Origin of the sequence: Lysobacter sp. MMG2, assembly GCF_016735495.2 — a bacterium.
GTDB lineage: Bacteria > Pseudomonadota > Gammaproteobacteria > Xanthomonadales > Xanthomonadaceae > Lysobacter_J.
This window is the reverse complement of record NZ_JAERQY020000004.1, coordinates 199,597-218,768: the sequence shown is the minus strand read 5'-3', so window position 1 is coordinate 218,768 and position 19,172 is coordinate 199,597. Positions and strand designations below refer to the sequence as shown.

At 68.7% G+C, this 19,172-nt stretch carries 18 protein-coding genes and 2 tRNA genes; 10 read left to right on the top strand and 10 right to left on the bottom strand.

Annotated elements, in window-relative coordinates:
- Positions 1-8: 8 nt before the first annotated feature.
- From JI752_RS15605 to JI752_RS15595, 3 genes are all read right to left on the bottom strand, one after another.
- On the bottom strand, positions 9-677 hold the full coding sequence (locus JI752_RS15605) for a hypothetical protein (RefSeq protein ID WP_342316179.1): 669 nt from the start codon (positions 675-677) through the stop codon (positions 9-11).
- Positions 674-2,119: a dihydrolipoyllysine-residue acetyltransferase gene (locus JI752_RS15600; RefSeq protein WP_216965782.1), complete on the bottom strand. Its 1,446-nt coding sequence runs from the start codon at positions 2,117-2,119 to the stop codon at positions 674-676. The genes JI752_RS15605 and JI752_RS15600 overlap by 4 nt, the downstream gene beginning before the upstream one ends.
- Before the next feature lie 91 nt (positions 2,120-2,210).
- Complete coding sequence (locus JI752_RS15595) at positions 2,211-3,041, bottom strand: DUF2884 family protein (RefSeq protein ID WP_216965780.1); 831 nt, start codon at positions 3,039-3,041, stop codon at positions 2,211-2,213.
- A gap of 313 nt (positions 3,042-3,354) precedes the next feature.
- Between JI752_RS15595 and JI752_RS15590 the strand changes: the two genes are divergently transcribed.
- Positions 3,355-4,008: an OmpW family outer membrane protein gene (locus tag JI752_RS15590; RefSeq protein ID WP_216965778.1), complete on the top strand. Its 654-nt coding sequence runs from the start codon at positions 3,355-3,357 to the stop codon at positions 4,006-4,008.
- 183 nt (positions 4,009-4,191) lie between these two features.
- Positions 4,192-4,386 carry a hypothetical protein gene (locus JI752_RS15585; RefSeq protein ID WP_216965776.1) on the top strand — a complete coding sequence of 65 codons (195 nt, stop codon included), beginning with the start codon at positions 4,192-4,194 and terminating at the stop codon, positions 4,384-4,386.
- A gap of 89 nt (positions 4,387-4,475) precedes the next feature.
- Here the strand turns inward: JI752_RS15585 and JI752_RS15580 are convergent, their stop codons facing one another.
- Positions 4,476-5,363 (bottom strand): DMT family transporter, encoded by an 888-nt coding sequence (locus JI752_RS15580; RefSeq protein ID WP_216965774.1) that lies wholly within the window; start codon positions 5,361-5,363, stop codon positions 4,476-4,478.
- A 341-nt stretch (positions 5,364-5,704) separates the two neighbouring features.
- Entirely contained in the window at positions 5,705-6,778 is a 1,074-nt protein-coding gene (locus JI752_RS15575; RefSeq protein ID WP_216965772.1) for an NAD(P)-dependent alcohol dehydrogenase, read from the bottom strand.
- A gap of 178 nt (positions 6,779-6,956) precedes the next feature.
- On the opposite strand from JI752_RS15575, the gene JI752_RS15570 reads away from it, so the two are divergent.
- Both JI752_RS15570 and JI752_RS15565 read left to right on the top strand, forming a co-directional pair.
- Positions 6,957-7,439, top strand: a complete 483-nt coding sequence (locus JI752_RS15570; RefSeq protein ID WP_216965770.1) for a YajQ family cyclic di-GMP-binding protein — start codon at positions 6,957-6,959, stop codon at positions 7,437-7,439.
- A 4-nt stretch (positions 7,440-7,443) separates the two neighbouring features.
- Complete coding sequence (locus tag JI752_RS15565; RefSeq protein ID WP_216965768.1) at positions 7,444-7,980, top strand: DUF1415 domain-containing protein; 537 nt, start codon at positions 7,444-7,446, stop codon at positions 7,978-7,980.
- Between the two features lie 214 nt (positions 7,981-8,194).
- Here the strand turns inward: JI752_RS15565 and JI752_RS15560 are convergent, their stop codons facing one another.
- Genes JI752_RS15560 through JI752_RS15550 form a run of 3 tightly spaced genes read right to left on the bottom strand, consistent with a single transcriptional unit; the run spans position 8,195 to position 10,726 of the window.
- Positions 8,195-8,896, bottom strand: coding sequence for an HAD family phosphatase (locus JI752_RS15560; protein ID WP_216965766.1), 702 nt, complete (start codon positions 8,894-8,896; stop codon positions 8,195-8,197).
- Entirely contained in the window at positions 8,893-9,600 is a 708-nt protein-coding gene (locus tag JI752_RS15555) for a pseudouridine synthase (protein WP_216965764.1), read from the bottom strand. The genes JI752_RS15560 and JI752_RS15555 overlap by 4 nt, the downstream gene beginning before the upstream one ends.
- Before the next feature lie 19 nt (positions 9,601-9,619).
- Positions 9,620-10,726, bottom strand: coding sequence for a class I SAM-dependent methyltransferase (locus JI752_RS15550; RefSeq protein WP_216966134.1), 1,107 nt, complete (start codon positions 10,724-10,726; stop codon positions 9,620-9,622).
- A gap of 135 nt (positions 10,727-10,861) precedes the next feature.
- Here JI752_RS15550 and JI752_RS15545 point away from each other — a divergent pair, with 135 nt between their 5' ends.
- The gene (locus JI752_RS15545; protein ID WP_216965762.1) at positions 10,862-11,119 is read left to right on the top strand and encodes a hypothetical protein; all 258 of its coding nucleotides are present in this window, start codon (positions 10,862-10,864) and stop codon (positions 11,117-11,119) included.
- A 154-nt stretch (positions 11,120-11,273) separates the two neighbouring features.
- Here JI752_RS15545 and JI752_RS15540 read toward each other — a convergent pair whose 3' ends face one another.
- Complete coding sequence (locus JI752_RS15540; RefSeq protein ID WP_216965760.1) at positions 11,274-13,781, bottom strand: FtsX-like permease family protein; 2,508 nt, start codon at positions 13,779-13,781, stop codon at positions 11,274-11,276.
- Complete coding sequence (locus JI752_RS15535; RefSeq protein ID WP_305799377.1) at positions 13,778-14,407, bottom strand: ABC transporter ATP-binding protein; 630 nt, start codon at positions 14,405-14,407, stop codon at positions 13,778-13,780. The genes JI752_RS15540 and JI752_RS15535 overlap by 4 nt, the downstream gene beginning before the upstream one ends.
- Before the next feature lie 193 nt (positions 14,408-14,600).
- Between JI752_RS15535 and JI752_RS15530 the strand changes: the two genes are divergently transcribed.
- The 5 genes from JI752_RS15530 to JI752_RS15510 all read left to right on the top strand — a co-directional run bounded on the left by JI752_RS15530 (position 14,601) and on the right by JI752_RS15510 (position 18,919).
- Positions 14,601-15,281, top strand: a complete 681-nt coding sequence (locus JI752_RS15530) for an arylesterase (RefSeq protein WP_254200931.1) — start codon at positions 14,601-14,603, stop codon at positions 15,279-15,281.
- Positions 15,282-15,923: 642 nt separating this feature from the next.
- Positions 15,924-15,994: transfer RNA gene (locus JI752_RS15525), tRNA-OTHER, on the top strand.
- Between the two features lies 1 nt (position 15,995).
- Positions 15,996-16,063 (top strand) — tRNA-Ile (locus JI752_RS15520).
- Between the two features lie 447 nt (positions 16,064-16,510).
- Positions 16,511-17,638, top strand: a complete 1,128-nt coding sequence (locus JI752_RS15515; RefSeq protein ID WP_216965756.1) for a slipin family protein — start codon at positions 16,511-16,513, stop codon at positions 17,636-17,638.
- Positions 17,639-17,692: 54 nt separating this feature from the next.
- Entirely contained in the window at positions 17,693-18,919 is a 1,227-nt protein-coding gene (locus tag JI752_RS15510; protein ID WP_216965754.1) for an RtcB family protein, read from the top strand.
- The last annotated feature ends 253 nt before the right edge of the window (positions 18,920-19,172 follow it).

The following is a 19,172-nucleotide window of genomic DNA, read 5'->3' as shown; positions in this document are numbered from 1 at the left end:
CCTGCAGCTCAGCCGGTGGCGCCGGCGAGCGTCTGTTCCAGTTTGTCCAGCGATTCTTCGAGTTCGCGCCAACGCTTGAAGCGCTTCTCGTCGCTGGCATCGGTCGCCTCGATCATGAGGCCGACCTGCTCCATCATTTCCGCGACCGGGCCGCAGCCGGGCTGCAATCCGCTCACGCGCAGCGGTTGGCCCGCGGCGGTGTCGTCCACGACGAAGAGCAGCACTTCGCCTTCGTGGAAGTCGGCGTTGCGATCGGCCGGAACCTGTGCGTTCAGTGCGCGCTGCCAATCGGCGAGCACGCGACGCGCGAGCGCGGCCGGCATCGGCACTTCCACCACGTCGGGTTGCTGGCCCACGCGCAGTTCGCGCTTGCCGCCGCTCCACACGGCGACGCGTTCATCGGCTTCGGTGAAACGCAGGCGCCAATCGCCCTCGCCTTCGCCCGCGAACAGCTGCACGCCGCTCTCGACGCTGCGCGCCGGCAGGCGCGTCAGGCTGAGCACGGGCTTGTTGCCGGCGAAGAACAACTGCTCCACGGCGGAGCCGTAGTTCTCCGTCGCCGGCGGCCAGCCGCGGCCGAGGTCGACCTTGCACGCATCGTCGGCACGCGCGACAGGCGCGGCCACCAGCTGTGCCGCGAGCACTGCCGCGGCCAGGCCCAGCGCGCGCCGCGTCACAGCAGCACGCGCCGCATGTCGGCCAGCAACTGCGCCAGGTGCGCGGTGAAACGCGCGGCCGCGGCGCCGTCAATGACGCGGTGGTCGTAGCTCAGCGACAGCGGCAGGATCAGGCGCGGCGCGAACTGCTTGCCGTCCCACACCGGGCGGATCGCCGACTTGGACACGCCGAGGATCGCGACTTCCGGTGCATTCACGATCGGCGTGAACTTGGTGCCGCCGATGCCGCCCAGCGAGCTGATCGAGAAGCAGCCGCCGGTCATGTCGGCCGGGCCGAGCTTGCCGTCGCGCGCCTTCTTCGCCAACTCCGAGGTTTCCTGCGCGATCTGCATCACGCCCTTCTTGTCCACATCGCGCACGACCGGCACGACCAGCCCGTTGGGCGTGTCGGCGGCGAAGCCGATGTGGAAGTACTTCTTCAGCACCAGATTCTCGCCGGTGGCGTCGAGGGAGGCGTTGAAGTTCGGGAACTTCTGCATCGCCGCGACCGAGGCCTTCATCAGGAAGGCGAGCATCGTGAGCTTCACGCCGCCCGCTCCAGAAGAGCGCGCTTCGTTTTCCTTGTTGAGCGCGACGCGCAGCTCTTCCAGGTCGGTGATGTCGGCATCGTCGTGCTGCGTGACGTGCGGGATCATCGCCCAGTTGCGCGCGAGGTTGGCGCCCGACAGCTTCTGGATGCGCGACAGCGCCTTGGTTTCGATCTCGCCGAACTTGGCGAAGTCCACCTTCGGCCACGGCAGCAGGTTGAGACCGCCGCCACCGGCGACCGGTGCAGCGCCGGCGGGCGCGGCCACGCCGCCTTCCATCACCGACTTGACGAACTTCTGCACGTCTTCCTTGGCGATACGGCCACCGCGCTCGCTGCCCGTCACCTGCGACAGGTCCACGCCGAGCTCGCGCGCGAACAGGCGCACCGCCGGGCTGGCGTAGGGCACCTTGTCGGGCATCAGTTCGGAGGAATCGAACGACACCGGCGGCGTGCGCGGCGGCATCGCCTCCGGATCGGTGCCGGGACGCGAGGCGTCGATGGATGCCTGCGCGATGCGGTCGGCCTGCTGCGGCACGACCACCGGTTCGACCTTGCTGCCGGCCTCCGCGGCGCGGACCTGCTGCGAGGGCGCGGCCGGTTCGGCGCGCGGCGGCTCGGCGGCCTTGGCCGGTGCGGCAGCGGGCTTGGGCGCTTCGGCCGCGGGTGCGGCGTCGGTCGCCTCGATCATGGCGACCACGCTGCCTTCCGACAGCTCGTCGCCGATCTTGACCTTGATTTCGCGGATGACGCCGGCGAACGGCGCCGGGACTTCCAACGTCGCCTTGTCGGATTCGAGCGTGACCAGGCCCTGGTCCTGCTTGACCGTGTCGCCTACCGCGACCAGCAATTCGATCACCGGCACGCCTTCATAGTCCCCGATGTCGGGAACGCGTGCTTCTTTGAGCTCAGCCATTGTGGGGGGTCCCGCAGACGCGAAAACCCTATTGTGCTGGTTGACGGCCCATGCGCCAACCGCGTCCGCCGTACGTCACGGTATCCGACACTCAATGTGTGGTTTCGGGCCCGGCAGTGGCCCGGGCGGCCTCTTCGGCGGGGTCCGGTCCGGGGTGCGCGGGCGGGGTTGTCGGCTCGGCAGGACGGGCTTCCAGCAGGTTCAATGCCTGGCCGCCGGGCAGGCGGAATTCCAGCGCATCGTCGATCCGGTCCAGCTCGACCATCCGTCGGCACAGGCTGTCGGCGCGCTGCTCCAGCGCACGCGCGCGCGGCTGGACCCTCGCTTCGATCTGGGCATCCAAGCGTTCGAGCCGCTTGAGCCGGCTGGTGTCCCCGCTGAAAGCCGCGCCGATGGCGCCGGACACGATGTCGCCTATCATGCTGGGGATCACCTCCGATACCGCCTCGCCGATGCCCTGTCCCAGGTCGCGCGAGTTGAAGCGCGTCGCCGTCACGGATCGTGCCAGGCGTGCGTCGATCTGCGAGCGCGCGCGATCGAGTTTGAGCTGCACCGACTTGGGGTCGTTGCTGAAGCCGGCCGCCACCTCGCCCAGCACGGTGAAGGCGATGTCGGCGGCGTCGCGGCCGATGGCCTGCGCCTCGGGCATCGCGGCGCGCGCGCCGGCTTCGAAGTCGGCAATGCGCTGACGGTCGGCCTTGCCCAGTTCCACCCAGCGGTCGTCGACGAACAACCGCCCCTGGCGCATCACGATCGCTTTCGGCACGCCGGATTCGCGCGTGAGGATGACGCTGCGCTCGTCGATGGTCAGGTCGTAGTCACTGTCCATGTTGCACGACGCGTCGAGGTCGACCTCCGCCGCGAATGCGCCCTGCGCCGCGCAGGCGGCGAGCAGCAGGCACGACGCTAACAGTCGATTCATGGAGCGATCCCCCGCGGTCCGTGGCCTTCCTATCTTGCCTCGCGGGCGCGGCGATGTCCTCCACCGGCACTGCACGCTCTTTCAGCCGCGCGTGCGTGGAGCAGGCGTGAACGTATAACGCACGGGCTCAACGGCGATTCAGCTGCTGCGTGGCAGACGCGCGCACCGCCGCGAAGCACGTTCGCATCGCGAAAGTTCCGTGAGCGTGGGTTCGCGGGGCAAGAACGATTCATGCGTCGATCGCTAAGTTGGCGCCGCCTTGCGAAAGGCAGCCTCCCCCAAGGCATGCATCCAATAACGAGGAGTTCTCTCCATGAAGCATTTCCGTCAGTTGACCCTGGCCATCGTGGCCACCCTGGCCATTGCCCCGTCCGCGTTCGCACAGGACATCACCGGCCCGGACACCAGCGGCAAGCGTTTCGCCGTCGTCGGCGGCTACGCACTTTCCGAGCCGACCAAGAACCCGTCCATCGACGGCACGCGCACGAACGTCGACGGCTCCGGCGCCGCCACGCTGAGCGCCAACTACTACATCACCGACAACATCGCCGTTGAGGCGTGGGGCGCGGCCGACAAGTTCGGCAATCGCGTCAGGACGCCGAACGGCAAGATCGCCAGCGTCGACACGCAGCCTTACGCGCTGAGCGGCCAGTACCACTTCGGCACCACGCAGAGCATCGCGCGCCCGTTCGTGGGCCTGGGTTACTACGAAGCCAATACCGACGGCGAGAAGGCCGAGCCGAGCGGCGCGCTCGCCGGCCAGCGCATCGGCGTGGGCACCGCGAAGGGTGCGATGGCGACCGCGGGCGTGGACGTCAACATCACCCCGACCTGGTTCGCGCGCGCCGACGTGCGCTACATGCAGGACACCACCGGCCAGCCGGACGTCACCGTCGACGGCGCGAAGGTCGGCAAGGCCGAGCTGAATCCGGTGAGCGTCGGTGTGGGCCTGGGCGCCCGCTTCTAATCACCATCGTTCCATCGACGTGCGAAACGGGCCCCTCGCGGGCCCGTTTCCCGTTCGGCATCACGCATCACCACATTTCCATCACGCCGGGCCCGACCGCGTCCTTGACGCGTTCACGCGGCTATAACCGCCGACCGTTAGGGTCGCGGTGATTCCGGCAGACCACCCGCAAGGAGTTCCCGCATGACCACGAAGCTCGACAAGCCCCTGCGTCGCGAGATCCAGATCGAAGAGCGCGCCTACACCCTCACCATCGACGCCGATGGCCTGAAGCTGGTCGAGAAGGGTCGCCGCAACGGCCAGGAACTGCGCTGGGCCGACCTGGTGAGCGGAAACACGGCGCTCAACGCCGCACTGTCGGCCAGCACCGAGCGATAACCGCACCGGCCTGCGCCGGGCGCCAGCGCACGCACGGTGAGCCCTCACCGTGCCGTGCTTCCGGGCTGCGCCCGTGCGAGCTGCTCGCCTCAGGGGTGCTCGGCTTCCACGTGCACGCGCTCGCGGCGGATCAGGTACAGGCCGCTGACCACGATGATGGCCGCGCCGATCCAGGTGATCGCATCGGGCAGCACGCCCCAGAAGGTCAGGTCGAACAGCACGCCCCACACCAGCGCGGTGTATTCCAGCGGCGCGATGGCCGAGGCCTCGCCCAGGCGGAATGCTTCGGTGATCGCGTACTGCCCCAGCGCACCGGCGACGCCGATGCCGGCGATCAGCCACAGGTCCTCGCGACGGATCGGCACCCACTCCGGCCACGCCAGCACGCCGGCGCCGACGGCGATCATCACCATCAGCCACACCATCATCGACTGCGTGCTGTCGGTGCGCGCGAGCACGCGCACGGTGATCGCGCTGATCGCGTACATCACCGCCGCCACCAGCACGGCCAGCGCCGCCAGGCTGATCATGCCCTCGCCGGTGGGACGCAGCAGCACCAGCACGCCGATCAGGCCGACGGCAATGGCGGTCCATCGCCGCGGCCCGACCTTCTCGCCCAGCACCGGCACGGAGAGCGCGGTGATCAGCAGCGGCGCGACGAAGAACACCGAATAGGTCGTCGACAGCGGCAGCTTCGACACGGCGTAGATGAAGGTCGCCATCATCGCCACGCCCAGCACGCCGCGCAGCAGGTGCAGCGACCAGCGCACGCGGAACAGCGTCGCCACGCCGCCCGTCGCCAGCGCCCACACCAGCACCAGCGGCAGCGATGCGGCGCCACGCAGCGAGGCCACCTGGAACGGCGGGTAGTGCGTGGACAGCTGTTTCAGGGCCGCATCCATCATCGCGAACATCGCCACGGCGACCAGCATGGTCAGCATCGCGCGGGCCTGGTGCGGGTTGTGCGAGGGGGACATGGCGGAAATCGGCGTGGGGGGCTCGCACTATAGCGGCGCGGGCGGAATGGGCTCGTCCGTAGCCCGGGTAAGCGAAGCGCACCCGGGAGGCGCGTTACGTGCACACAAGCTCCCGGGTGCGGCCTTCGGCCTTACCCGGGCTACGCCCCTTCTCCCTCCGCGAGAAGGTGCTCGAAGCGCCTGCCCTGGACTTGATCCAGGGGCGGATGAGGGGACGCAACGTTGGGCTCGCACGCGCAGCGCAGTGAGGCACCGCCGTTTCGATGCGACCACTCCGTTGGCCCTCACCCCAACCCCTCTCCCGGTGGGAGAGGGGCTTTCGTCTGTGTCAGGCCACAGCCTCAGCCGTCGCGCAGGCTCGCGATGTCGATCACGAAGCGATAGCGCACGTCCGACTTCAACATGCGCTCGTAGGCTTCGTTGATCTGGTCCATGCGGATCAGTTCGATGTCGGAGGCGACACCGTGCTGCGCGCAGAAGTCGAGCATCTCCTGCGTCTCGCGGATGCCGCCGATCATCGAGCCCGCCAGGCGGCGGCGCTTGCGGATCAGCGCGCCGGCCGACACCGCCTCCGGCGCCTCCGGGATGCCGAGCAGGATCATCGTGCCGTCGAGCTTGAGCAGGTTGAGGTAGAGGTTGTAGTCGTGCTCGGCCGAAACGGTGTCGAGGATGAAGTCGAACTGGCCCGCCTTCGCCTTGAACACCTGGCCGTCGCGCGTGGCGGCGAAGTCCTGCGCGCCCAGCGCGAGCGCGTCGGCGCGCTTGGATTCGGACGTGCTCAGCACGGTGACGTGCGCGCCCATCGCCGCGGCCAGCTTGACGCCCATGTGGCCCAGTCCGCCCAGGCCCACCACCGCGACGCGGTCGCCGGGCTTCACGCCGAAGTGCTTGAGCGGCGAGTACGTGGTGATGCCCGCGCACAGCAAGGGCGCTGCGCGGTCGAGCGGAATCGACTCGGGGATGCGCAGCAGGTAGTCCGCATCCACCGTGATCTGCGTGGAATAGCCGCCGTAGGTCGGCCGGCTCTTGTCGATGCGATGGCTCTGCGGATCGCGCTCGTAGCTGTTGTACGTGCCGCTCATGCCGAAGTCGCAGTACTGCTCCTCGCCGGCGCGGCAGGACGGGCATTCGCGGCAGGAATCGACGAAACACCCAACGCCCACCACGTCGCCGACCTTGAAGGTGTCCACCTGCCCACCGACGCGTGAAATGCGGCCGACGATCTCGTGCCCCGGCACCATCGGGAAGAGCGAACCGCCCCAGCCGTCGCGCGCCTGGTGGATGTCGGAGTGGCACACGCCGCAGTAGAGGATGTCGATCAGCACTTCGCGCGGACCGGGCTCGCGGCGTTCGACGGTGAACGGCGCGAGCGGCGTGGTCGCGTTGAGTGCGGCGTAGGCGGGCGTCTTGAGCATGGCGGTGGTCTCGGGGATGCGAACCCGGGCAAGTCTAGTCGCGCCCGCGTGTCCCCGCTGTGCGAGGCGTGGCCGACACCGCGTTCCACTGCTGCGGCTTCGCGCCCGCTGCGCTACTGCAGGTTCGCGTCCGCTGCGCTACGCTTTGCGCCCCCAATTCCGCCCTCCGGAGCCGGCCATGCCCTCCTTCGACATCGTCTCCGAAGTCGACAGCCACGAACTGACCAACGCCGTCGACCAGGCCAACCGCGAGCTCGGCACCCGCTTCGACTTCAAGGGCGTGGATGCGAAGTTCGTGCTGGAAGACCAGACCATCAGCCAGTCCGCGCCGAGCGAGTTCCAGCTCAAGCAGATGAACGACATCCTGCGCGCACGGCTCATCGCACGCGGCATCGACGCACGCTGCCTGGAGTTCGGCGACGTGGAGACCAACCTCGCCGGCGCGCGCCAGAAGATCACCGTGAAGCAGGGCATCGAGCGCGAACTGGCGAAGAAGATCCAGGGCGCCATCAAGGACGCCAAGCTCAAGGTCGAAAGCCAGATCAACGGCGACAAGCTGCGCGTGACCGGCAAGAAGCGCGACGACCTGCAGACCGCCATCGCGCTGCTCAAGGGCACCGAGTACGAGCGTCCGCTGCAGTTCGAAAACTTCCGCGACTGAGCCGATGTCCGCCGACGACCCCATCGCCGCGACCCGCCGCTGGCTGGAGCGCGCGGTGATCGGGCTGAACCTGTGCCCGTTCGCGAAAGCGGTGTACGTAAAGCAGCAGGTGCGCTTCGTGCTCAGCGAGGCGATGACGCCCGAGGCGCTGCTGGAGGAACTGACGGCGGAGCTCGCCTTGCTGGCGCGGACCGACCCGGAGGTCACCGACACCACGCTGCTGGTCCACCCGCGCGTGCTGACGGACTTCCTCGACTACAACGATTTCCTCGACCGCGCCGATGCGGCGGTGGCGGCGCTGGACCTGGAGGGCGAACTCCAGGTCGCCAGCTTCCATCCGGATTACCGGTTCGCCGGCACCGCGCCGGACGACATGGGCAACTTCACCAACCGCGCGCCGTTCCCCACGCTGCATCTGCTGCGCGAGGCGAGCATCGATCGCGCGGTGGCGGCGTTTCCCGATCCGGAGGTGATCGTGGAGCGGAATATCGCGGCGCTGGAGAAGCTGGGGCCGGAGGGGTGGGATGAGTTGATGCGCTGAGCATTCCCCTCAAGCGCCAAGGATTTCCTGCCCTTCCCTTCTCCCACCGGGAGAAGGTGCCCGAAGGGCGGATGAGGGGCAAACGAAGTGTCACGCGATGGCCGCGCAATGCGGTGAGGCACTCAAGGGTGCTACGCAATGACTTCGTTCCCCCCTCACCCCAACCCCTCTCCCGTCGGGAGAGGGGCTTCAAACCTCCCGCTGTGCGAGGCGCTCAAGCTCCCGATGGGAGAGAGGCCTTCAGCGCCGGCTCGATCAACGCCCGCGCCTGCACCAGCGAATCGACGATGCGATGGCCCAGCGCGCGCACCGCATCGTCCGGGATCACCAGGTCCGGCACCTGGATCGGCGTCATCCCCGCCGCGAGCGCCGCGCGCACGCCCGGCACGGAATCCTCCAGCACGATGCAATACGACGGCGCGACGCCCAGACGCTGCGCCGCCAACAGGTAGATGTCCGGCGCGGGCTTGGAATGCTGGACCTCGTTGCCGGCGATGACGTCGTCGAAATGCGGCAGCAGCCCGGTCGATTCCAGTTTCTGCAGCGCGCGCGGGCGGCGCGTGGACGTGACCACCGCGCGCGGGACGCCCCGCGCCTTCAGCAGCGCCAGCAGTTCGAGTACGCCCGTCTTCAGCGGCAAGCCCGCGTCCACGCGCGCGTCGTAGCGCCGCTGCAGGCCGTGCAGCAGCGCCTGGACCGTGTCCTCGTCGCCCAGCCGCTGGCGCAGCAGATCGTGGCAGGCGCGGTCGGACAGCCCGACGAACGACAGCCACAGCGCGTCGTCCAACGCCAGTTCCAGTTCCAGCGCCGCCTCGCGCCAGCATTCCAGCAGCGCGCGTTCGCTTTCGATCATCAGCCCGTCCATGTCGAACAGGACCGCGACGGGCGTGAAGTCCACCGGCGCGAGCAGGCTCATGCCTCCCCTCCAAACAGCGTGTCGAGGTCGGCGGCGTCGAGCAGCCGCCACTTTCCGGCGGGCAGGTCGTCCAGCCCGAGTCCGCCGATGCGGCTGCGATGCAGCGCATCGACGTGGTTGCCCATCGCGGCGAACATGCGCCGCACCTGGTGATAGCGGCCTTCGGTGAGCGTGAGCGCGGCATGGCGCGGATCGCGAACCTCCAGCGCGGCGGGCGCGAGCGGCGTGGTTTCGTTCTCCAGCAGCAGCGTGCCGCTGGCGAACACCGCGCCCTCATCGCCGCGCAGGTCCTGCGCGAGCGTGGCCTCGTACACCTTCGCCAGCTTCGCCTTCGGCGAGACGATGCGGTGCAGCAGCGCGCCGTCGTCGGTCATCAACAGCAGGCCGCTGGTGTCGCGATCGAGCCGGCCGACGCTGGACAGCAGCGGCGAGCGCAAGCGAAAGCGCGCCGGCAGCAGGTCGTAGATGATGCGGCCCGGGTCCTTGGTGGAGCAGGTGTAGCCGACCGGCTTGTGCAGCATCAGCGTCAGGCCGGCCGGCGGGTCCAGCGGCTCGCCGTCGATGCGGATGGCCTCGTGCGGCACCTTGTCGTCGGCATACAGCACCTCGCCCTGCGGATCGGTGATGCGCCCTTCGCGGAACATCGCCGTCACGTCCCTGCGGCTGCCGTAGCCGAGATTGGCGATGAGTTTGACCAGCTTCATTGCGTGTCCTCTTGCTTCGTCACTGCCGTCCGCGGCGCGGTGTTTCGGGCGTGCGCCGGGCAGGCGTCTGCGCAACCCGCGCCTTCTCGCCTTCAACGATCTTGAATCCCCCCGCCTGCGCCACCGTGCGCACGCCACCGAAGTGCGCGTCGAGTTCGGCCTCGTACGGCAGATGCCGGTTCGCCACCAGCCACAGGCGACCGCCGGGCTTGAGCGCCTGCGCGGCGACGGCAATGAAACGTCGGCCGATATCGGGCCGGTCACCGCGACCCTGCGCGTGAAACGGCGGATTGCAGACGATCACGTCGAACGGTCCGTCGACGCCGCGCGTCACATCGTGCCAGTGGAACCCCAGCGCGACGCGATCGGCGAATGCCGCGAGGTTCTCGCGCGCCAGGTCCAGCGCGCGGCGCTCGGCTTCGTAGAGATCCAGCGCCACGATGCCGGGACAACGCGACAGCAGCTCGGTCGACAGGTAGCCATAGCCGGCACCGAAATCGGCCGCATGGCCGGACAGGTCGGCAGGCAGATGCTCCACGAGCAGCCGTGATGCGCCGTCGATGCGGTCCCAGGCGAACACGCCCGGACGACTGACGAAGCGGCCCTGCTCGATGCGTCGCGGTGCGTCGGCCTTCGCCCACTGCACGGCGAGCGCTTCGTTCGCCGGTCCGTCGAGCGGCGCCGTCCAGAACACGCGGCACTTGTTCTTCGACAGGCTCGACACCGAACCGGCGATGCGCGCCAGGTCGGCCTCGCCCGACTTCGCGCCTTCGTTGTTGGGCAGGCACGCCACCACGCGGCCGCCGGGCGCGCAACGCGCGACGGCGCGGGCGAACAGCGCACGCGCCTCGTCGCGCTGGCGCGGCGGCAGCACGAGCACCAGCGCATGGCGCCGTTCGTCGTCTTCATCCGCCAGGGACAGGCCGGAGCGTTCCAGCGCCTGCGCTTCGGGCCGGAAGCTCTGCTCGCACACCAGCCCGGGCCAGGCGCGCTGGTGCAACGGCCAGCCGTCGCGCGCACGCAGGAACAGCGCGCCGCCGGGCGTTTCGGGCGACGGCCACGCGAGCGGGCCGTCGATGAACGGCAGGAACAGGGTTTCCAGTGCAGCGTCGTCTTCGGCGCGCATGGGCAGGTCCACGGTGTGATCGGCGTCAATTCTACCTTTGCCGGATGCCGCGCCTGCGCGCTTTGCGTCGCGACTTCATGCCGAATCAACGCCTTGCAGGCGACGATCACGGCTGAGCTCAGAAGGAGAATCGCGATGCGCGCCCTCTTCGTCGGCGGTACGGTCGACAACAGCGAACTCGACCTGGACGGCGCCGAGCCGCCCCTGCACTACCCCGAGAACACCGGCGGCGGACGCCCGCGCTACCGGCTGCACCAGATCGGCATGCGCGACGGCGAGATCGCCTACGCCGTCTACGGCGCGCCCGACCTGGCGAACGAGGAAGTCGATCGCGTCATCGGCGAACGCGACTACGCGAGGCGTTTCAGCGCGCGTCCGCAGGCGGTGATGTAAGGCCACGGCGCGGCTTCCTGCGCGGTTCGGAGGGCTCCGGGCGAACGGAGAGGGGGTGTGAGGCGCGACAGCGCCGAGCTCGCCGCGATGCGGCTTCGCTACCCCTCCCCAACCCTCCCCTGCAAGCAGGGGAGGGAGTATCCGGTGCGCTTCATCACTGCAACTCGCGCAGCGTCACCGACGGCGGCGCATCCAGCACGCGCCGCGTCGCGAACAACCCTGCAAGCAACGCCGCCACCACGCCCAGCGCCGCGCCGACCGCGGCCATGCGCCAATCCGCTTCCCACGGCAGGTCGAACACCTGCGTGGCGACCACGCCCGCGAGCACCGACGCCGCAATCGCCGCCGTCAGCCCCGCCAGCAGCCCAATGGCCGCGAACTCCGACGCCTGCGCCAGTCGCAGCTGCCGTCGGCTGCCGCCGATGGCGCGCATGACGCCACCTTCCAGCAGGCGCTCGTCCTGGCTCGCGCTCACCGCGGCCATCAGCACCAGCAGGCCGGCGACCAGCGAGAAGTAGAAGACCACTTCGACCACCGTCGACACCTGGTCCGCCGTGCTGCGCACCTGCTTGAGCACCGCGTCGATGTCGACCACCGACAGGTTCGGGAAGCGCTCCACCAGATCGGCGGTGAAGCGCGTGCGCTGCGGCGGCACGCTCACTGCCGTGATGTGGCTGGCCGGGAAACCGTCGAGCGAACCGGGCGATGCGATCACGAAGAAGTTCGGACGGAAGCTCTCCCAGTCCACGCTGCGCAGGCTGGTGATGGTGGCCTCGAAACGCTGGCCGGCGATGTCGAAGGCGATGCGGTCGCCGATCTTCCAGCCCAGGCGCTTGGCGAATTCCTCCTCGACCGACGCCTCGGGCTTGGCGGGCTTGCCGGTCCAGAAGGTTCCTTCGGTGACGCGGTTGTCGTCGCGCAGGTGATCGGCCACCGAGAGGTTGAACTCGCGTTCGGCCAGGCGTTGCGCGCGCTCGCCCTGTTCGACGTAATCCTTGCCGGTGACGGGCTTGCCGTCGTGCTCGACGAGCCGTCCGCGGATCATCGGGTACAGCGTCGGCGCGGCCACGCCCTGTTCGGCGATGAACGCACGCACCGCGTCGACCTGGTCGTCCTGCACGTTGACGATGAAGCGGTTGGGCGCGTCCGCGGCCAGCGCGAGCTGCCAGCGGTCCAGCAAATCGGTGCGCACGAAGGTCAGCAGCAGCAACGCCATCAAGCCCAGTCCTAGCGCGGACACCTGCGCGATGCTCGCGCCGGCGCGACGGCTCACGTTCGCCAGTCCGTAACGCAGGCTGCCGCGCAGGCGCGAGCGCACGCGCCGCACCAGCACGATCATTCCCCAGGCCAGCAGCGCGAGCACCGCCAGCGTGGCGATGATGCCCAGCAGCATCGAAATGCCCAGCGCCGCCGAACCGGCCTTCCACCACAGCAGCGCCGCCAGACCGACGAAGCCCGCGACGGCCACCAGCCATGCGCTCGGCTCGGTGGGATCCAGGTCGCGACGCAGCACGCGCAGCGCGGGCACGCGCCGCAGCGCCAGCACCGGCGGCGCACCGAAGGCCATCAGCACCACCAGCCCGACGCCGTAGCCTTGCAACGCCGGCAGCCAGCCCGCGGGCGGGATCGACAGCTTCAGCGCCTGCGCCAGCCATCCGCCGATCGCCCACTGCAGCGCGAACGCAAACAGCACGCCGACGGTGCTGGCGATCACGCCCAGCATCAGCAGCTCGCCCACCTGGATCACGACCAGCGTGCGCTGACTGGCGCCCAGGCAGCGCATCACTGCGGTGCCGGACAGGTGCCGTTCGCTGTGGCGACGCGCCGCCATCGCCACGGCGACCGCGGCCAGCACCACCGACACCAGCGCGGCCAGGCCGAGGAAACGGCCGGCGCGATCGAGCGCGGAACGGATTTCCGGGCGCGCGTCGGAGATCGTCTCCAGCCGCTGCCCGCGCGCGAGTTCCGCCCGCGCGGTATTCACGAACGTCTCCACCGCCGCCGCCGGGCCCGCGACGACGAGGCGATAGCGGATGCGGCTGCCTTCCTGCACCAGTCCGGTGGACGGCACGTCAGCGAGATTGAGGAAAACCTTGGGCGCGACGTTGAAGTAATCCAGCGCGGCATCGGGCTCCTGCACCACCAGTGCGGCCAGTCGCAGGCGCGCGTCGCCCAGCGCGATCTCGTCGCCGAGCTTCGCACCGAGCGTGTCGGCGCCGGCGCGGCTCATCCAGACCGTGCCGCGCGCGGGCACGCCGGGCGCATCGCGCTCCACACCGTCGGGGCCGGAGATCCGGAACGCGCCGCGCAACGGGAAGCCCTCGCCGAGCGCGCGCAGATCGCCCAGTTGCAGGCGCTCGCCGACGCGGATCATCGTCTGCAATTCGATGGTCTGCGTGCGCTGCAACGCCTGCGCACTCGCCGCTTCGAGCACCGCGCCGGTGATGGGCGAATCGCCACGCACCACCGCATCGCCGCCGAGCAGACGGTTGGCCTCGATCGCCAGCGCGCGCTCGGCACGATCGGTGACGAAGCCCACGGCCGTCACCGCGAGCACCGCCAGCACCAGCGCCGCGATCAGGATGCGTACGTCGCCGGCCGCCAGGTCGCGGCGCAACTGGCGCCAGGCGAGCGCGAACGCGCCGGTTCCCGGCCGCCTCATGACGCCACCAGGTGGCCGCTGTCCAGCCGCAGCAGGCGGCTGCAGCGCGAGGCCAGGTGCTCGTCGTGCGTGACCAGCACCAGCGTGGTGCCGGCGTGCGCGTTCAGTTCGAACAGCAGTTCGATGATCGCCTGACCGGTGTGCGTGTCGAGGTTGCCGGTGGGTTCATCGGCGAACAACAGCGAAGGACGCGTGACGAACGCGCGCGCAAGGGCGACGCGCTGCTGCTCGCCGCCCGACAGCTGGCGCGGGTAATGGCCCAGGCGCTCGCGCAGGCCCACCTGTTCCAGGATCGCGCGCGCAGGCGCATCCACCTCGCGATCGCCGCGCAGTTCCAGCGGAAGCATCACGTTTTCCAGTGCGGTCAGCGAGGGCAGCAGCTGGAAGTTCTGGAACACGAAGCCGACCTTCTCGCCGCGCACGCGCGCACGGCCGTCCTCGTCGAGCGTGGACAGGGTTTCGCCGTCCAGCACGACGCGCCCGCTGCTGGGCGTATCGAGCCCGGCAAGCAGCGACAGCAACGTGCTCTTGCCCGAACCGGACGCGCCCACGATCGCCACCGTGTCGCCGGGCGCGATGTCGAAGCCCACCCCATCGAGGATGGTCAGCTCGCCCGAAGGCAGCATCACGCGCTTGCCCAGGCCCGCCACCTGAAGGGCGGCTTGGGCCTGCGTGCGCGGGGCGATGGAATCGGCCATGTTCGTCCTTATGCTCTTGTCGTTCATCGTCATAGTCGGGAGCGAGGATTAAATGATCTTTAAGAACCCGTACCGGGGAAGCCGGACCTTCACGTCGCTTCGCGCCTCGCGCCCGTCTTACATGGGTTATGCGGCCGCGCGAGGCCCCCTGCAATGTGCCATCGGCTGGGTCGCGGCCGCGTGGCTGATGCTGGCGCTCGCGCTGCCGGCCGCCGCACAGACCGCCGCGAAGGCGGCCCCGGCGGCGAAGCCCGCGCGCACCGTGCTGGTGATGGGCGATTCGCTCTCGGCCGGCTACGGGCTTGCGGCCTCGCAGGGTTGGGTGTCGCTCACGGCCGACCGCGTCGCCACGACGAAGCCGGGTTGGCGCGTGGTGAACGCGAGCATCAGCGGCGAGACCACCGCCGGTGGCGCATCGCGCATCGACGGCGAGATCAAGCGCAACAAGCCCGCGGTGGTGGTGATCGAACTGGGCGCGAACGACGGCCTGCGCGGACTGCCGCTGGCGCAATCGCGCGCGAACCTGGACCGGATGATCCGTGCATCGAAGGCGGCGGGTGCGAAGGTGCTGTTGATCGGCATGCGCATGCCGCCCAACCTGGGCCGCGAGTACACGCAGGGTTTCAGCGACAACTTCGCCGCGCTGGCGAAACAGCACGGCATCGCGTTCGTGCCGTTCCTGCTGGAACCCATCGCGCTGGACCGCAACGCGTTCCAGGACGACAACCTGCATCCGGTCGCGAACGCGCAACCGAAGTTGCGCGATCACGTGTGGACGCAACTGGCACCGCTGCTGCAATGACATCGCGATGCGCGACGACCGTTCGTTTCCCGACGAACGGTCTTGCTTTCGTTTTTTGCAGCGCGTAACGTGCGCGCCCTTCGTTCCACACAACTTCATTCGGTCCGCACCTTCCCATGAACTTCATCGCCGACAACGCCAAGCACCACGCACTGCAGCCAGCGAGCTGCGGGCTGTGCGCGTTCGCGCCGACGAAGCGACTGCGCGACGAATCCATCGATATCGGCTGACCTCCTGCACGCGGGAGGTCGGTCACCCCGACTTCCCGAGGCAACGCGAACGCCCTCGGGTTCACCACCCGGGGGCGTTTTGTTTCCGGCGTTCGCAAAGGAAACGCATACGAACAACGCGAGTGCATCGCGCAATCCCGAAGCATCCGGAGCAATGCTGGTTCCGATGGAGGGAACGTCACCGAGCGCTTCGAGCGCTGCGCCTGGATGCTTCGGCGCGGGCGGCGGCACGCTGCATTCGCACAAGGGATTGGCGTCACGACCGGCGTTCGCGCCGGATCGCGACGCCAATGCACGGCGCATCACGCACCACATCCACAGCGGCGCAGGTTCGCGGCGGAAGCCGTGCCTGCCCGGTGCGCGCGGCTCTGTCGTGGCGCATGCCGGGGATGCGATGCAGTGCGTCGTGAGCGGACGGTAGCTCAGAGGTAAGAGCAATGGCACATGCCGTTGGTCGCCGGTTCGATTCCGGCTCGTCCACCACTGGATAGCTCAGTCGGGTAGAGCATCAGGCCAATAACCTGAGTGTCGCGGGTTCGATTCCCGCTCCAAACAACGACCTGTCACGTCGTGAAAACCGGGACGAAAGTCCCTCCAACGGAAACGCCCCTTGCGGTGTTCCTTCGCGCTTCGCCTCGTGCGTGGCGCGCAGCGGACACCGCAGCGGCAGGATCGCCGGGCCGCCGCCCTCGGGCATGCGCGCGTCGGCGGCGCTTCGTCACCGCGATGGTTGCATCGTCGCAGCGAACGGACGTCGCCTTCGTCGCCAGTGCATCGAGCGCGATGTGCTCCGCGGTTCTGGTGTCGGGGGCGTTTCCAACTTTATTTCTTTGGGAGGGGGTCGAGGCGCATCAGCGCCGAGCTCGCCGCGACGCGGCTTCACTCCCCCTCCCCAACCCTCCCCTGCAAGCAGGGGAGGGAGTTCTGATTAACGCGACGACCGATCCCTCGCGCACCAAGCGGATCGGACCATCAGAGCCAAACCAAGGAGAACTTCCGATGTTCTGGACCAAGAGGGTCGTGATCGGCGACGGCGAGCGCGGCCTGGTGTATCGCAACCGTCAATTCGAAGGCGTCATCGCGCCGGGCGTGTACAAGTGGTTCGACCCGTTCGATCGCGTCGAGGTCAAGGCGCACAACATCGCGCTGCGTGCCGAATACCTCGGCAACGACGAGAACGCGCTGATCGACGCGCTCGGCCCGCGCCTGGGCGAGACCTTCCTGCTCGCCGACATCGGCGTGGAAGAGGTCGGCCTGGTGATGAAGAACGGTCGCCTGGAGGAGATCCTCGCGCCGGGTACGCGTCGCCTGTACTGGAAGGGTCCGATCGCGGTGGAGGTGCGCACGCTCGCACTCGCGGCCGAGCCGGATGTTCCGGCCGACGTCGCTTCGCGACTGCGCCAGCTCGGCGTGCTCGAGAAGGTGTCCGTCGTGCTGGCGGTGCCGGCCGAGTTCGCGGGCCTGGTGTTCGTCGACGGCAAGCTGGTGCGCGTCGTTGGCGCGGGCCAGTACGCCTTCTGGAGTTTCCGGAAGAACGTCGTGGTGCAGGCGGTCGACCTGCGCGTGCAGTCGCTCGAGGTCTCGGGCCAGGAGCTGCTCACGCGCGACAAGGTCAGCCTGCGCGTGAACCTGGCCGCGAGCGTGCGCATCGTCGATCCGGTCGCCGCGATCACGCGCGTGGCCAAGTACGCCGACTACGTGTACCGCGAGCTCCAGTTCGGCCTGCGCAAGGCGGTCTCCGCCAAGACGCTGGACGAGCTGCTCGGCGACAAGGCTTCGCTCGACGCCGACATCTTCGGCTACGTGCGCGGCCGCGTGGACGAGCTGGGTGTCGAGGTGCTCGGCGTGGGCGTCAAGGACGTGATCCTGCCGGGCGAGATGAAGGAAATCCTCAACGGCGTCGTGCAGGCGGAGAAGTCGGCCCAGGCCAACGTGATCCGCCGTCGCGAGGAGGCCAACGCCACGCGTTCGCTGCTCAACACCGCCAAGCTGATCGAGGAGAGCCCGGTGCTCATGCGCCTGAAGGAGCTGGAAGCTCTGGAGAAGGTCACCGAGAAGATCGACAAGCTCACCGTGTTCGGCGGCCTGGACGGCGTCATGAAGCAGCTGGTGAGCCTGAAGCAGTAAGCTCCCGTGCGACCGGAAGGAACCGGTCGCGCGGATTTCACAGGGAAAGGAACCATGAACACGCAACACACTTCATTCGAGTTTCTCCACGCGCAGGGCGCCGCCACGCCGATCAAGGGCTGGGTGCACGGCGTGCCGGTGGAGGACCAGGCGCGGCAGCAGCTGCGCAACATCACCGCCCTGCCCTTCGTGGGGCCGTGGGTCGCGGTGATGCCGGACGTGCACCTGGGCATCGGCGCGACGGTGGGTTCGGTCGTGCCGACCAAGGGCGCGATCATTCCGGCGGCGGTCGGCGTCGACATCGGCTGCGGCATGGCCGCCGTGCGCACGACGTTGCGCGCGAACGATCTGCCGGACGACCTGTCGCTGCTGCGCAACTCCATCGAGCGCAGCATCCCGGTGGGCAACGGCCCGGGCGGCGAGCACCGTCGCATTCCCGACAGTGTCGAGACGGCGCTGGTGCGGTCGGAGCTGATGGCGCGACTGGCGAAGATCCGCGAGAAGCACCCGAAGATCCGCCCGGACAAGGTCGACAAGCAGATCGGCACGCTCGGCGGCGGCAACCACTTCATCGAGATCTGCCTGGACGAGGCCGACGCGGTGTGGGTGATGCTGCACTCCGGCTCGCGCGGCACGGGCAACCTCATCGGCACGTACTTCATCGAGCTGGCGCGTCGCCAGTTGGAGAAGCGCGTGCTGGGCTTCCACGTGCCCGATCGCGACCTCGCGTTCTTCCTGGAGGGCGAGGCGCTGTTCGACGACTACGTGGAGGCGGTGTCGTGGGCGCAGGACTACGCCCGCGCCAACCGCGAGGCGATGATGGGCCGCGTGCTGCACGAGATGCGCCACCGCCTGCCGAAGTTCCAGACCGACAGGCACGCGGTGAACTGCCACCACAACTACGTGCAGCGCGAGGACCACTTCGGCGAGTCGGTGCTGGTCACGCGCAAGGGCGCGGTGAGCGCGCGCGAGGGCGAGCTGGGGATCATTCCGGGCAGCATGGGCGCACGCAGCTTCATCGTGCGCGGCAAGGGCAACGCGGACAGCTTCCACAGCTGCAGCCACGGCGCCGGCCGCGTGATGAGCCGCACCGCCGCGCGCGCGCAGATCACGCTGAAGCAGCACCGCGAGGCCACCGCACACGTGGAGTGCCGCAAGGACGCGGGCGTGATCGACGAGTCGCCGGCCGCGTACAAGGACATCGACGCAGTGATGGCGGCGCAGCGCGATCTGGTGGAGATCGTGCATACGCTGCGGCAGGTGGTGTGTATCAAGGGATGAGGACGGCGGGGGCTTCGGCCCCCGCCTTTTTTGTTCGCCGTTGGTCGACATTCCAGCTTGGCCGTCATGACCCGCTCAGTCGTCATCCCCGCGAAGGCGGGAATCCAACTGCCAGCGCCTTCACGCTCTTCGGAAGGCTTGGCAACGTCTGGGAATTGGATTCCCGCGTTCGCGGGAATGACGGCTTGTGAGCCATCACGCTCTTCGGAAAGTTTGCAACGTCTGGGAGTTGGATTCCCGCCTTCGCGGGAAT